The sequence below is a fragment of the Oleiphilus sp. HI0132 genome, from assembly GCF_001635845.1.
The window spans coordinates 1-14,307 of record NZ_LWGJ01000047.1 but is presented as its reverse complement, the minus strand read 5'-3'; the positions used below and the strand labels follow the sequence as shown (position 1 = coordinate 14,307).

Sequence of the window (14,307 nt, the reverse complement as noted above, 5' to 3'; positions counted from 1 at the left end):
CAATTATCTTTACTATTAATCAACCCTTCCTTCCGCCATGTGATTCACATCAAAGCTTTCCCTAGTCTCTAGCTTCATGATGAGAAACTATAAGAACGACAAAAATCAGGTACATGCCGTAGAGTTTCAACTCTGTTACCTCTCTTTTCTTTCGTTTTCCGATTTTTGAATCTGAACTCACGATTAGGAGGCATACATGTCTAATGTAAACGTTGCTTTTGTCACGGGCGGAACCGGTGGAATAGGTACTGCGATCTGCCAAACACTACATGATGAAGGCTACACCGTTGTTGCTGCATCCAGCAGCCAAGAAAAAGCCGACAACTGGCAAGCGCAACTCAAAACACAAGGCTATGACATTAAAACCTGTGTACTGGAGGTTGCTGATTTTGACAGTTGTACCCGCAATATTCTTGATATTGAAGAAAGCATTGGCCCCATTGCAGTTTTGGTGAATACCGCTGGTATCACTCGCGATACCAGCTTAAAACGAATGTCACCACAAAAATGGCAAGAGGTCATTGATGTGAACCTGAGTGGAACCTTCAATACTTGTCGGAATGTCATCGAGTTCATGTTGAAACGCCAATACGGGCGAATTATTAATATCTCTTCTATCAACGGTGAAAAGGGCCAATTTGGTCAAGTGAATTACGCTGCCAGCAAAGCTGGCATTCATGGTATTACCATGTCACTAGCGCAAGAAGTAGCCAGCAAAGGCATTACTGTTAACACTATTTCCCCTGGTTATATAGCAACTGAAATGGTGATGGCGGTCGAAGAGAGTATAAGAAACCAAATTATCGCCCAAATTCCGGTCGGCAGGCTGGGTGATCCAAAAGAAATAGCGAGACTTGTTGCTTTCTTATCAGACAAACAGTCTGGTTTTATCACTGGATCAAATCTTTCCATTAACGGCGGTCAGCACATGCACCACTAGTAAATAACAAGGAGACATACATGAACGAATTTATCGATTCATTAAGCGAACAAGCGAAACGCTTTGTTGAGCCTGCAAAAGAAGTGAATAGATTGCTACTGAATAACGTAGGTGAGTTAGTTGATATTCAAGCGCAAGCCTTTGCAAACTACGCTGAAATGGGTATAGCCCAGGCAAAATCGGCATTAGAGATCAGAAATAGCGATTCACTGAACGCCTTTGTAGAGCAACAATCTGAATTTTCTGAGACTGTTCAAGCTCAGTTTAAGGGCGATGCAGAAAAGCTTACTGACTTGGCTAACCAAACCGCTGAGGGCTTAAAACAGGTGTTTTCTAAAGAGACTGTATAAGCCATTCAACCTCAGTATAGTAAGTTCAACTATCAGGGGCGACTAACGCGCCCCTTATTTTCTTCGCTATTTCTAATTCTAAAAAACATTCATCAAACTGCTATTTGTTCACGTTTGATAAAAAGACTACTATAAGCAGCTCAAAACAAATGACCAGTGAAAAGGAAGCTAAGTGAACCAGCACATAGCCAAAATGCGACACATGCTTGAGAAGAAGTTCAAAGCAAACTTAGCGGAATGGGACCGTTTCCTAGATTTTTTCCATGTTCAAGAACTCGATGAAGGTGATCATTGGATTCGAGCAGGGGATGCCTGCGAAGAGTTTTTCTATATTTCTGACGGCATTCTCAGGCTCTACTATGTCGACCAAGAAGGCAACGAAGTAAACGAAGGCTTTTATGAAGAAGGTCAAATGCTGGGCCCCATATCAAGCTTCGTAAATGGCACACCCTGCCCCTATTATATTCAAGCACTCGAACCCGCCAGCCTTGTTGTCGCGAACTACCATCAATTTCATTCCTATGGTTATGATGATCCCGAGTTATTACGTTTCGAAATCACCTTTATGCATGAACTCTTCGTACGCAATGCTAAACGCGATGCCAAGCGGCTACTCAATAACGGTGAACAACGTTACAAGTGGTTTTGTAAAGAATACCCTCACTTCCTGGAGCGCATCCCCCAATACCATATCGCCTCGTTTCTCGGCATGACGCCCGTTAGCCTGTCCCGCCTTCGAAAAAAGTTTTCTCAATAGCCTCAGCTAGCCATCTATAAGGAACAAATACTTACCAAGTTTTGCTTGCTGCTCCCCACGCACTGGTCAATAATTAATCAAGACCTACCGCTACTGAGGAGTGTTCATATGCCTGTTAGCCAAATCGACACCCGACTTAATATATCGTCCGTACCTGAAAAAACTACTTCTAGTGACGCAAGGTCTTCACCGCAAAGTGATGGCACAGAGCAAATTGGTCAAGTAGAGGCCCTTCGCAAAGAATTCAATGCTGCCGTGTTGAATGCTAACTACGAAGTTAGCCTCAGCGTCAAGAACGAACCTCTGAGCCTGCTTTATCAGACCGCTATCGATGCGATCAATAAAGAGCTAGAAGGTGACTTTGGCGAAAACTCAATCCAGTCCGGTTATGAGCAAGGCCTGGACGTCTCACCCGAAGCGACAGCGGGCCGGATTGTTAATTTCTCGACTAGCCTGTTTCCACTTTATCAACAACAACACCCTGAATTGAACGAGAGTGAGCAAGTCGAAAAGTTTGTCGATATTATTAGCGGTGGTATTGATACCGGATTTTCTGAAGCACGCGAGATACTCGATGGATTAGGAGTGTTAGAAGGTGAGATTGCCGAGAATATCGATAAGACCTATGACTTGGTTCAGGAAGGCTTGCAAGCCTTCAAGAAGCAGTTTGAGGTGCAGGAATAGCTTAATTATTCTCCCACCAGCACGCGAATGGCACAAAAAAGCCGAACTAGGAAACTCTAGCTCGGCTCTGTTTGCTGCTTGTTTATCTAAAGACTTTAGATATCCAATGCCAAACGCGTACCCTGATTAATTGCACGTTTTGCATCAAGTTCTGCAGCCACATCAGCACCACCAATCAGGTGATATGGCTTATTCAAGCCCTCAACTAATTCACGCAGTGGCTCCTGGCCCGCGCACAAGATAACGTTATCCACATCAAGTACTTTCTTCTCACCTGCGACATCAATGTGAATACCTTGATCGTCCACTTTCTCGTAAGTACAGGCAGGTATCATGTTGACGCCTTTGTTATTTAGACCCGTGCGATGAATCCAGCCTGTTGTTTTTCCTAGCTTCGCGCCAACTTTAGACTTCTTACGCTGTAATAAGTAGATTTCTCTAGCAGAAGGGCTAACTTGCGCTTCAACGCCCTCAATGCCACCACGAGCCTCTAGCGACATATCAACACCCCATTCTTTCATAAAGGCTTCGATATTTTGGCTTGTTGCTTCACCTGAGTGGGCTAAGTATTCCGATACATCAAAACCGATACCACCTGCACCGATTACCGCTACTTTCTTACCCACTTCTTTCTTATCGCGAAGTACATCGATATAACTCAGTACTTTAGGGTGATCAATACCCTCTATTTCAGGTGTACGTGGGCTAATACCGGTAGCTAGAATAACTTCATCAAAATCGCCCTGATTTAAGTCCTCTGCTGTCAAACGCTGACCAAGCTGAAGGTTTACACCCGTCTTCTCGATCATCTTGCCAAAGTAACGGATCGTTTCGTAAAACTCTTCCTTGCCGGGTACTTGCTTAGCAATATTGAACTGCCCGCCAATTTCATTTGCTGAATCAAATAAAGTTACTGTATGTCCACGCTCAGCTGCCGACGTCGCAAATGCTAAACCAGCTGGGCCCGCGCCAATAACAGCCAACTTCTTAGCCGTTTCTACTGGAGATGAAGCAAACTCTGTTTCGTGACATGCCTTCGGATTCACCAAGCAGCTAGTTAGCTTGCCGCTAAATACGTGGTCAAGACAAGCCTGGTTACAACCGATACAAGTGTTGATCTCGTCGCTCTTGCCCTCAAAAGCTTTCTGAACAAAGTCAGGATCCGCAAGGAATGGGCGTGCCATCGACACCATATCGGCATCGCCACGCTCTAGAACTTCTTCAGCCACTTCCGGCGTATTAATACGGTTAGAAGTGATCAATGGAATATTAAGCTCTTTTTTGAACTTAGCGGTTACCCAAGTAAATGCTGCGCGCGGTACTTTTGTCGCAATTGTTGGGATACGTGCTTCATGCCAACCAATACCAGTGTTGATGATGGTTGCACCTGCTTTTTCAATCGCCTTACCTAGCTGTAGTACTTCTTCATAGCTGCTTCCACCCTCAACCAAGTCGAGCATAGACAAACGGTATATAATAATAAATTTTTCACCCACGGCTTCACGTGTACGACGCACGACTTCTACAGCCAAGCGCATACGGTTTTCGTATTCGCCACCCCATTGGTCATCACGCTTATTAGTACGCTTCGCTAAGAACTGGTTAATGAAATAACCTTCTGAGCCCATGATTTCAACGCCGTCATAACCACCTTTTTGAGCATTAACCGCTAACATTACGATATCACTGATCTGCTTTTCGATACCGGCTTCATCAAGTTCTTTTGGTGGAAAAGGGTTAATCGGTGCCTGAACAGCAGAAGGCGCAACCAAATTAGGGTTAAACGCATAGCGACCCGTATGTAGAATCTGCATACAGATCTTACCACCCGCTTCATGAACGGCATCAGTAATAGTTCGATGTGCTAGTGCGTCTTCTTCTGTCTTAATTGACTTGGTATGAGGATGCGTAGCACCTTCCTGGTTTGGACCAAAACCGCCCGTAACAATCAGGCCAACTCCACCGCGAGCGCGTTCTGCAAAGAAAGCAGCCATTCGTTCATGGCCATCTTTTTCTTCTTCCAAGCCTGTATGCATTGAACCCATCAAAACACGGTTTTTTAAAGTCGTGAAACCTAAGTCCAATGGCTTTAACATATTTGGATATAATTCTGCTGACATCTCTCTCTCCGCTGACGCTTTTAATTTTTTCTTAGGTTCATTCCACCCTCATCATTCCCACATACAAGGTGAATTGCCCTGCAAAATAGGGCCACCTGGTTGGAGCGGGAATCCATTTGTCTGAATGACCTAGCTTATATTCATCCTATGCAAATCTTTTCATAACGTCCTTATCATTTGTTAATGTGCTAAATTTTTTCTATCGCAATAATCTTTAGTACAAGTACGGCACACTGATAGACGTATTGATAAGAACATTAATAGAGGAGCATAGCACCGTGTCGAAATATTGCGCGCCAATCACTGATATGATATTCCATATAAAGGGCAATTCTGCTATCGACAATGACGATGCGGGCTTAATTCTCGACCAGGCTGCAGAGTTTTCAGAGCAAGTCTGGGGCAGCGTCAATCAACATGGAGACCAAAATGGCTGTCGTTACAAGGATGGTAAAGTACTACTAGACCCTAAGATTCGCGACGCATTTAAAGCTTTTTCTGAAGCAGGGTGGATGGGAATCTCGATGCCAGAGGAGTGGGGTGGGCAAGCGCTACCTGAAGCACTTAGCTCAAAGGTATCGGAAATGTTGACCAGTACCAACCAATCTTTATGCATGTTCACAGCGCTCACCAGCTCTGCATGTAAAGCTCTGATTTCATTCGGTAATGATGAATTAAAACAAACCTACCTTCACAACATGGTATCAGGTAATTGGACGGGCACCATGTGCTTAACTGAATCTCATTGCGGTTCCGACCTAGGTGAAATTAAAAGTAGCGCAAAGATTAATGCTGACAACAGTTACGCGATATCAGGTACCAAAATCTTTATCTCTACAGGTGATCATGACGCTAGTGACAATATTATTCATTTAGTACTCGCTCGTATTAAGGGNGCACCTGAAGGTATTAAAGGCCTATCTTTATTTTTGGTGCCAAAAATTTTTCCAGACAATAATGAATATAACTCCCTTAGTTGTATTGGTATTGAAGAAAAAATGGGGATACACAGCAACCCTACCTGCACGATGGCCTTTGAAGAAGCAAAAGGCTTCCTGGTTGGCGAAGAGAATGGCGGTATTAAAGCCATGTTCAAAATGATGAATGAGATGCGTCTGGGAACCTCCTTACAAGGCGTGGGTATGAGTGAACAGTCTTTTCAGGCCTCGTATCAATATGCTGTCGAACGTGTTCAGGGCCAGTCCCTGGATAAAAAATTGCGCGGACAAACCACTGGTTTGATAGGTCACGCTGACGTGCGCAGGATGCTCCTCACTCAAAAAGCGTTTGCTGAGGGGGGTCGAGCATTTTGCCACTATTGTGCAGAGCTGCTTGATAGGGAAAAAGCCGGAAACGATGCCGAGGCCGCAAAACTACTAGGTTTACTTACGCCTATCGCCAAGGCATTTCTCACCGAAACCGGTCAAGAGTCTGCTTCTTTAGCTGTCCAGGTTTATGGCGGCCATGGTTATATTACCGAAACTGGCGTCGAGCAAATCTACCGTGATGGACGGATTTCTACGCTTTATGAGGGAACAACGGGGATTCAGTCTCTCGACTTGCTAGGAAGAAAGGTATTGGGCGACCAAGGCCAGGCACTGATGTTATTTACAAAACAGCTTCATGTGCTCTCCAAATCGATACTTAAACAAGACAGCGATACCGAGCTAATCCAGCTTGCTGAGCAAGTAAAAACTCTCAGTAAAGAATGGCCACAAATGATTCAAAACGTCGGTATGAAAGCTCTCCAAGATCACGGCGAAGTCGGCGCTGCTGCCTATGACTTTCTGATGTATTCAGGTTATGTAACCTTGGCTTATTTCTGGCTGGAAATGGCAGCTAAAGCCGAAGCCAAGCTTCAAGATAACGATACCACGACATTCTCAGAAAGCTTTTTGAAAGGCAAGATAAAGACCGCCAAGTTCTACTTTGCGCGTATCTTACCGCGGATTCAAGCACACCAGGCGGCGCTGCAATCCGGGGCTGAGAGTTTGTCATTACATGAAGAAGATGAGTGGTACTTTTAAGAACTTCAACGGGATTATTTTTTGTAGGCAGAGGGTTCCACCACTCTCTAAGAATCTGCCTATGGGAGCTGTTTCGAGCATCGCACTCATTTAGATACAAAAAAACCCGGAGCTTTTCAGCGCCGGGTTTTTAGTCTTAAGGAAGCTAATTTAAGCTTGCTTAGGACCTGCATCAACGATCGCATCAGATACGTCAAACTTCTTGAAGTTTTCAACAAACTGAGAGATCAAATCAGCTGCTTTTGCATCGTACGCTGCTGGATCTTCCCAAGTATTACGTGGGTTAAGCAACTTAGCATCAACACCTTCCAATGAAGTTGGAACGTCTAGATTCAAGGCTTCCAAGTGCTCTGTTTCAGCATCAGCCAAAGCGCCGCTCTGGATTGCGCTGATGATTGCACGAGTCACCGGAATGCTGAAACGTTGGCCTGTGCCGTAAGCACCGCCTGTCCAGCCCGTGTTAACCAAGTAAACCTTAGAACCGAACTCTTCCATACGCTTCATTAACAATTCAGCGTAAACGCCTGCTGGGCGTGGGAAGAAAGGTGCACCGAAACAGGTAGAGAACGTAGACTTCAACTTAGAGTCTGAACCCATCTCTGTAGAACCAACCAATGCCGTGTAACCACTTAAGAAGTGGTAAGCCGCACCTTCTTTAGACAACAATGATACTGGAGGTAGTACACCCGTCATATCACAAGTCAAAAATACGATAGCGTTTGGCTCGCCTGCTAAGTTTTCAGCAACACGTTTTTCAACGTGCTCTAGCGGGTAGGCACAACGACCGTTTTCAGTAATGCTTGTATCTGTGTAATCTGGTAGACGCTTATCATCAGAAAGCGCTACGTTTTCTACGATTGCACCGAACTTGATCGCATCCCAAATGATTGGCTCATTCTTTTGAGATAGATCAATAGTCTTCGCATAGCAGCCGCCTTCAATATTGAAGACAACGCCTTTGCCCCAACCGTGCTCGTCATCACCAATAAGGTAACGCGCAGGGTCAGCAGACAAGGTAGTTTTACCTGTACCTGACAAACCGAAGAACAATGTTGTTTCGCCGTCATCACCAACGTTTGCAGAACAATGCATTGGTAATACGTCTTTCTCTGGCAACAAGAAGTTCTGAACAGAGAACATTGCTTTCTTCATTTCACCCGCATAACGCATACCTGCAAGCAAAACGCGACGCTTGGCGAAGTTGATGATTACTGTACCGTCACTATTAGTACCGTCACGCTCAGGTACACACTCAAAGCTTGCAACGTTTAGGATTTCCCATTCTTGCTTATCGGCCTGGTTATATTGCTCAGGGCGGATAAACAGATTGCGACCAAACAGGTTCTGCCAAGCAGTTTCTGTTGCAACCTTAACAGGTAGATAGTGATCAGCATCTGCACCCACGTGAAGGTGAGAAAGATAGCTATCTCGCTCAGCCAAATACGCCTCGACTCGTTCCCACAAAGCATCGAACTTTTCAGGGTCGAATGGTCGGTTAATTGGACCCCAGCCGATTGCATCCGAAGTACTCGGCTCATCAACAATATAGCGGTCCATAGGAGAGCGTCCTGTTCTTTTGCCGGTGGTAACGACTAAAGAACCATTAGCAGCCAAGCTGCCTTCTTTGCGCTCAAGTGCGTGCTCTACCAATACGGCTGAGCTTAGATCAACATAAGTGTTACTCACTTCGACCTCACTTGGGTTAAGTTTGACTACGTTTTAGCTTTTTCTAAAACAGAGCCTGGAAAAATTTGGGGCGCCATTATGCCAAATTGTTGTACAAAAAACGACTAAATTTAGAAGCAAGTCATTTTTGTTCACTTTAAAACATACAAAGGCGATAGATTTTCAGATTAGAACTTGCATAAGGCTTATATGTAATATTTTCACCTTATTCAAACAAATAAGCCTAATGGGGCTCGCCTAGATCGAATAAATTTTGTACATCTGTCCGATCAAAAGTGTAACGTGCAGCACAAAATTGACAATCTACTGTAATCTCGGCTTCATGCTCCAGTATATCCAGCGCTTCTTCTTTTCCTAAGCTTTGAATTGATGCCGCCGTGCGCTCTTTGGAACACGAACATTTAAACTGTACTGGCTCAGATTGATAAGTAATCACTTTTTCTTCGTGGAATAGTCGCACCAGCAAGGTTTCATTATCTGTGCTCACGAGTTCTTCTGAGGACAATGTCTTAGCCAGTTGGGTCACCCTGTCCCATGCATCCTGATCTTCAATTTCTCTATAGCCTGGTAGTTTTTGTAACATTAAGCCATAGCAACCTAGCTCATCAGCACCTAGTACCATATAGGTATCGAGCTGTTCAGACATTTCAAAGTACTGCTCTAAACACTCAGACAGTGTTTCACGCTCTAAGGGGACGATCCCCTGATAGCGGTTTCCTCGATCAGGGTCGATGGTAATCACTAACTGCGCATTGCCTAAATAATCTTTTAACGGCAGACCTTCTTCAATGTCACCTTGCCAATGCGCAACCCCTTTAAAGGTCTTCAGGTTCGTCGTTTCTGCCATCAACAAACTTAGCGCCCCTTCACCTCGCGCATGAATAGACAGACGACCATCAAACTTCAAGGTTCCGGTTAGCAGAACTGAGGCTGCGATCGTTTCACCCAGGAGCGCTTTAACTTCTGAAGGGTAAGACATGTTTTTGCTCGCCTGCTGGAAGCTCTCTCCTAAGCGTACCCACTCACCTCGAATTTGCAGCTCTTCAAAAAGGAACTTCTGGAAAGTATCTTGATCAATCATGTATATATCCTGTTACTTCGAGTCTTATCACATTAAAGATAGAGCTCATTCAGATTCTGAATTTATATTCTTAAAACGGTGAATGCGTCGGCGGTCGCGTTTATTTGGCCTTTTAAAAGGTGCGGGTAGGCCTGCCATTGCTTGCTTTCGTTCCGCCAGCGCCTCCTCTCTTTTTACAATACTTTCTTCTGTCTCACGATAGAGTTCTTGAGCCAAGCTCGCATTTTTTCTGCGATCACTTAAACCTTCAACAATAACGACCTTATCAAACCAACCCTGGCGAATGGTTAGTTCTGCACCGATATCAACTGTCTTACCAGGTTTACAGCGTTGTTGATTATAATGCACCTTACCACCATCAATTGCCTCTTTCGCCAAGCTTCTGGTCTTGAAGAAGCGAGCAGCCCAAAGCCACTTATCAATTCTTACTTTTGCGTCTGTACTCATTTACAACAAGTCTCTAAAGTCACGAACTAAGGGAAAATCTCCTTGCTCTCTGTCAGGCTTCTGGCTATCAGGCTGGGCAATTGAATATAAGTGCTTAATACCAAATTCTTTTGCAGCGGCAAGTACCGCCTCATTATCATCAAAGAAAGCTGTTTTTTCTTTATCAAAGGGCCTTGCCTTATGAAGTCGCTGCCAGAAGTCAGACTGTTCTTTAGCCAAGCCATAATCGTGAGAACAAATGATCTCGTCAAAGAAGTCAGCCAAGTCGGTTTGCTCAAGCTTGACACTAATACTACCTTGATGGGCATTGGTAAGGATGGCCATCTCTACAGGCATATTTTTGACGGCTCCCAGGAATTCCTTAACATGAGGTCGATACGCAATTTTATTACTTACTTCTTTCTTTAGTTCCACAATATCGACGTTGAGCGCATCAGACCAGAAATCGAGACAGTACCAATTTAGGGAACCATGATGTGCTTCGTACATAGCATGAAGCGACTTCACTGCATCGTCATGACTAAGGCTCTTCAGCTCCGTATAACGCTTTGGCAAATATTCTAGCCAAAAGTAGTTATCGAAATGGAGGTCTAGTAGCGTACCGTCCATATCGAAGAAAACTGTTTCTATCTGATTCCAGTCGATCATGAAACTCTCTATACTGTCGTAAAACGGCTATTCTAGCGCTCGGAATCTGTTCACACAAACACTCCTCTAAGAGTTATTAGCCGAAGCCAACTATTTCAACACACTTTATATTGGATATTACAAACCCTCATGAATGAGCTAGTACAACTTTTACCAGATTTAAAGAAAATCGTTATCGATGCGGGCGAGGCTATTCTCGAAGTTTATAACTCCGATTCGCCAATCGAAGTTGAGAACAAGGCCGATGACTCTCCGGTTACCAAAGCTGACCACGCCGCTCATATCGTGATAGACCAAGGCTTAACAAGCTTAGCTCTAAACTACCCTGTTCTTTCTGAAGAAGGTGGTATGCCTGAGTTTTCTGAGCGCTCTTCATGGCAGCGTTATTGGCTGGTTGACCCTTTAGACGGTACTAAAGAATTTATTAATAAAAATGGCGAGTTTACCGTCAATATTGCTTTGATCGAAGACGGTGAAGCTATTCTGGGGCTTGTCTACGTTCCTGTTACACAAACACTGTATTACGGATTAAAAGGGCAAGGAGCCTGGAAAGAAGAAAAAGGTGCTAAGACTGAGCTTAAGGTGAGCGCAGTCAATACTCAGGACACACTGGCTGTTGTTGGTAGCAGGCGCCACGGAGCTGAAGCCTTGGATGAACTTCTTAAGCATGTCGCTGAGGTATTTGACGATATTAATTTAGTCAGCATGGGTAGTTCACTGAAAATCTGTGCCATTGCGGAAGGAACGGCTCATTGGTATCCGCGCTTAGCGCTCACAAGCGAGTGGGATACCGCGGCTGCACACGCCGTACTCAATGCTGCGGGTGGTGAAATCCTCGATATCGATCTGAAACCTCTCACTTACAACCAGAAAGAAGATATTTTAAATCCATTCTTTCACGCCTTAGGCGATCAGAGCTTTGACTGGAAAGCGCTTATTCAAAAGGCATCAAACTAAACTAGTTTGAATAGAAATAAAAAAGGCTGGTATCACACCAGCCTTTTTTATTTGAAAGAAGAAGTGAAGCTTATTCTTCTTCCTGGGAAACTATCGCGCTGACTTTACGACCGGTCATTGTACAACCTAAGCAGCGGATAAACGCTGTATTAAAAGGCCCAGCCACCAGTTCATCGAAGGACTCCTCAACATTACCACCTAAGGCAGAAAATGGTGAAGAAACGATAAAGATTGCTGCACCTAAGATAGTTGTCGCAATCATTACGGGTCTTACAAACAAGGCGTCGCCGGTCATCGCAACGGCTGAAGGCGTTTCTTCAATCGTGTTTGACCAGCCCGTCGCGGGTAGCGCCAACACAAGGCTGAACATAATAACTTTTAGGGCTTTGGTAAATTGGCTGTACATGAACTTGTCTCCTTGGGTGCCTTTCACATAGTGTTCAGTATCTGGTGTTTGCTTGAATAGCCTAAGCTTACTGAACAAATGCCTGAAATCTGTCGTTGATTTCAGTATAGACACAATATCTCCACTGTCGAATCGGGCGAATAGATTATTTTTGACACTGTGAACAGTACACCGTTGCACGATTACCTTGCCTGATTTCCTTTAGCGCTTGTCCACACTCGACACAGGCTTCACCCCCTCGGCCATACACATTCAGCTCTTGCTTAAAGTATCCTGGCTTTCCATCACTTCCCACAAAGTCTTTTAGAGTTGTACCTCCTTGTTTGATGGATTTACGCAAGACCTCTTTGATGGTATCTGCAAGCAAGTTATAGCGCTTTAAAGAGATTTGAGAGGCTGATCGAATAGGAGAGATGCCCGCTTTGAACAAAGCTTCGTTTGCATAAATATTGCCAACACCAACAACAAGCTTACTATTCATCAGGAACTGTTTAACCGCTTGTTTTCTCTTTTTGGCAGCTTGATGAAGATACGCTCCGTCGAACTCCTCATTTAGAGGTTCAAGCCCCAAAGAAGCAATTAAAGGATGCGCTTGCCAATTGGAAGACCATAATATGCTGCCAAACCTTCGCGGATCGTTAAAGCGCAGTATTTTTCCACAGGAAAGGTGGAATTCAACATGATCATGTTTTATCCGTGGCGTCCTCTCGTCGACTATACGCAAACTCCCAGACATACCTAAATGCAGCAGTATACTTCCGTCAGGGACACAGATGATTATATACTTACCTCGCCTGAGAACATCGCTAACCGGCTGGTTTGTCATTTCATAGAGTTCATTAGAAACAGGCCAACGCAAAGCTTGCTGATAGATCTTGATGGATAAGATTTTATGCCCCTTGATATAAGGCTCAATGCCCCGGCGAGAGGTTTCTACTTCTGGCAATTCAGGCAAACTTGGCTCCTCATAGATAGAACAAATCACGCATTTTGATACAAAGGAAAGGCAAGTGTCCAATTCCCCTAAGCTTCACAATCCCAAATCTTCTTTAAGCGATGAGGATGAAATCCTGTACTTAGGTGTTGATGCCGGAGGCACTTTTACCGACTTTGTCTTGCTCACTGAACAAGAAGTGCGTATTCATAAAGTACTATCAACCCCTTCAAACCCTGCTCAAGCAATCTTGCAGGGAATAGAAGAACTAGGTTTAAACTCAGCTGTCGATAATAAACAGCTTTGTATTATTCATGGAAGTACGGTAGCTACCAATGCAGCGCTTGAACGAAAAGGTGCTCGTACCGTCTATATCACCAATAATGGTTTTGGCGATATCCTGAGCATCGGCCGCCAAGCTCGCAAAGAACTCTATAACCTCAATGCCAAACCACCCATTCCTCCTGTTCCAAGCGAGCTTTGCTTAGAAATAGAAACCCGACGTGATTCCGAGGGAAAGTTAATAAGACCTTTATCTGATGACGATATTGAAGCCCTTAAGCAAAAAGTTAATGACTTAAAACCAGAAGCTATTGCGATAAATCTCTTATTTTCCTTTATCAATGATGATGAAGAGCTACGCATTCAAAAAGCCCTGGAAGGTGACTATTTCGTCTCGCGCTCATCTTTTGTTTTACCAAAATATAAAGAGTACGAACGTGGTATAGCAACCTGGTTAAATGCATCCCTTGGCCCAAAAGTAAAAAACTATATTGATCACTTGATCGAGCAACTAAACGGCTGCCCTGTCTCAATCATGCAATCTTCAGGGGGAACCATTGCTGCTGAACAAGCCGCTTTACGATCTGTAAATCTGCTTTTATCCGGCCCGGCTGGCGGATTAGCCGCCGTTCGTCATATCGGTGAACAGTGTCACTTACCCAAGATCATGAGTTTTGATATGGGCGGCACATCAACCGACGTCGCCTTAATGGATGGCAACTTTGAACTAAGCGATGAAGGTAGCATTAATGATTGGCCGGTCGCGATACCAATGTTAAAAATGGAAACCATCGGTGCTGGCGGCGGCTCTATTGCCTGGATAGACGAAGGAAATATGCTACACGTCGGCCCTCAATCTGCGGGTTCCGCACCTGGCCCAGTTTGTTACAACAAAGGCGGAACTCAAGTAACTGTGACCGATGCCAATCTAGTTCTAGGGCGCATACGTGCAGATGCTTTCTTAGGTGGCGGTATGTCTCTTGATATA

General features: G+C 44.4%; 14 protein-coding genes. 7 read left to right on the top strand and 7 right to left on the bottom strand.

The window, feature by feature from the left end; all coding sequences use genetic code 11:
* Nucleotides 1-196 precede the first annotated feature (196 nt).
* The 4 genes from phbB (at nt 197) to A3766_RS00785 (ending at nt 2,731) form a co-directional block, all read left to right on the top strand.
* A complete protein-coding gene (gene phbB, locus A3766_RS00800; protein ID WP_068508748.1) occupies nt 197-940 on the top strand; it encodes an acetoacetyl-CoA reductase in 744 nt (247 codons plus the stop codon).
* 20 nt (nt 941-960) lie between these two features.
* On the top strand, nt 961-1,290 hold the full coding sequence (locus tag A3766_RS00795) for a phasin family protein (RefSeq protein WP_068508750.1): 330 nt from the start codon (nt 961-963) through the stop codon (nt 1,288-1,290).
* Between the two features lie 172 nt (nt 1,291-1,462).
* Nucleotides 1,463-2,047 carry a Crp/Fnr family transcriptional regulator gene (locus tag A3766_RS00790; protein ID WP_068508752.1) on the top strand — a complete coding sequence of 195 codons (585 nt, stop codon included), beginning with the start codon at nt 1,463-1,465 and terminating at the stop codon, nt 2,045-2,047.
* A 108-nt stretch (nt 2,048-2,155) separates the two neighbouring features.
* Nucleotides 2,156-2,731, top strand: a complete 576-nt coding sequence (locus tag A3766_RS00785) for a DUF5610 domain-containing protein (protein WP_068508755.1) — start codon at nt 2,156-2,158, stop codon at nt 2,729-2,731.
* A gap of 95 nt (nt 2,732-2,826) precedes the next feature.
* Here the strand turns inward: A3766_RS00785 and A3766_RS00780 are convergent, their stop codons facing one another.
* A complete protein-coding gene (locus A3766_RS00780) occupies nt 2,827-4,851 on the bottom strand; it encodes an NADPH-dependent 2,4-dienoyl-CoA reductase (protein ID WP_068508760.1) in 2,025 nt (674 codons plus the stop codon).
* A 278-nt stretch (nt 4,852-5,129) separates the two neighbouring features.
* On the opposite strand from A3766_RS00780, the gene A3766_RS00775 reads away from it, so the two are divergent.
* Nucleotides 5,130-6,878, top strand: a complete 1,749-nt coding sequence (locus tag A3766_RS00775) for an acyl-CoA dehydrogenase C-terminal domain-containing protein (RefSeq protein WP_156499685.1) — start codon at nt 5,130-5,132, stop codon at nt 6,876-6,878.
* Nucleotides 6,879-7,028: 150 nt separating this feature from the next.
* On the opposite strand, the gene A3766_RS00770 is transcribed toward A3766_RS00775, so the two are convergent.
* The 4 genes from A3766_RS00770 to yrfG form a co-directional block, all read right to left on the bottom strand.
* Nucleotides 7,029-8,564, bottom strand: coding sequence for a phosphoenolpyruvate carboxykinase (locus A3766_RS00770; RefSeq protein ID WP_068508763.1), 1,536 nt, complete (start codon nt 8,562-8,564; stop codon nt 7,029-7,031).
* Nucleotides 8,565-8,787: 223 nt separating this feature from the next.
* Nucleotides 8,788-9,645, bottom strand: a complete 858-nt coding sequence (gene hslO / locus A3766_RS00765) for an Hsp33 family molecular chaperone HslO (RefSeq protein ID WP_068508766.1) — start codon at nt 9,643-9,645, stop codon at nt 8,788-8,790.
* A 45-nt stretch (nt 9,646-9,690) separates the two neighbouring features.
* Complete coding sequence (hslR, locus tag A3766_RS00760; RefSeq protein WP_068508767.1) at nt 9,691-10,092, bottom strand: ribosome-associated heat shock protein Hsp15; 402 nt, start codon at nt 10,090-10,092, stop codon at nt 9,691-9,693.
* Nucleotides 10,093-10,740, bottom strand: coding sequence for a GMP/IMP nucleotidase (yrfG, locus tag A3766_RS00755; RefSeq protein ID WP_068508769.1), 648 nt, complete (start codon nt 10,738-10,740; stop codon nt 10,093-10,095).
* A 129-nt stretch (nt 10,741-10,869) separates the two neighbouring features.
* Between yrfG and cysQ the strand changes: the two genes are divergently transcribed.
* Nucleotides 10,870-11,697 carry a 3'(2'),5'-bisphosphate nucleotidase CysQ gene (gene cysQ / locus A3766_RS00750; protein ID WP_068508771.1) on the top strand — a complete coding sequence of 276 codons (828 nt, stop codon included), beginning with the start codon at nt 10,870-10,872 and terminating at the stop codon, nt 11,695-11,697.
* 70 nt (nt 11,698-11,767) lie between these two features.
* Here the strand turns inward: cysQ and A3766_RS00745 are convergent, their stop codons facing one another.
* Together A3766_RS00745 and mutM are read right to left on the bottom strand one after the other, a co-directional pair.
* A complete protein-coding gene (locus A3766_RS00745; RefSeq protein ID WP_231882561.1) occupies nt 11,768-12,217 on the bottom strand; it encodes a hypothetical protein in 450 nt (149 codons plus the stop codon).
* Nucleotides 12,218-12,248: 31 nt separating this feature from the next.
* Complete coding sequence (gene mutM, locus A3766_RS00740) at nt 12,249-13,058, bottom strand: bifunctional DNA-formamidopyrimidine glycosylase/DNA-(apurinic or apyrimidinic site) lyase (protein ID WP_068508774.1); 810 nt, start codon at nt 13,056-13,058, stop codon at nt 12,249-12,251.
* 55 nt (nt 13,059-13,113) lie between these two features.
* Between mutM and A3766_RS00735 the strand changes: the two genes are divergently transcribed.
* Nucleotides 13,114-14,307, top strand: a 1,194-nt coding sequence (locus A3766_RS00735; protein ID WP_197479145.1) for a hydantoinase/oxoprolinase family protein, incomplete at its 3' end; no start/stop codon positions are given.

Bases quoted from the DNA above. Each gene is read 5' to 3' on its own strand.
- phbB (WP_068508748.1), top strand. From the start codon at position 197: ATGTCTAATGTAAACGTTGCTTTTGTCACGGGCGGAACCGGTGGAATA.
- A3766_RS00795 (WP_068508750.1), top strand. From the start codon at position 961: ATGAACGAATTTATCGATTCATTAAGCGAACAAGCGAAACGCTTTGTT.
- A3766_RS00785 (WP_068508755.1), top strand. From the start codon at position 2,156: ATGCCTGTTAGCCAAATCGACACCCGACTTAATATATCGTCCGTACCT.
- A3766_RS00780 (WP_068508760.1), bottom strand. From the start codon at position 4,851: ATGTCAGCAGAATTATATCCAAATATGTTAAAGCCATTGGACTTAGGT.
- hslO (WP_068508766.1), bottom strand. From the start codon at position 9,645: ATGATTGATCAAGATACTTTCCAGAAGTTCCTTTTTGAAGAGCTGCAA.
- hslR (WP_068508767.1), bottom strand. From the start codon at position 10,092: ATGAGTACAGACGCAAAAGTAAGAATTGATAAGTGGCTTTGGGCTGCT.
- yrfG (WP_068508769.1), bottom strand. From the start codon at position 10,740: ATGATCGACTGGAATCAGATAGAAACAGTTTTCTTCGATATGGACGGT.
- cysQ (WP_068508771.1), top strand. From the start codon at position 10,870: ATGAATGAGCTAGTACAACTTTTACCAGATTTAAAGAAAATCGTTATC.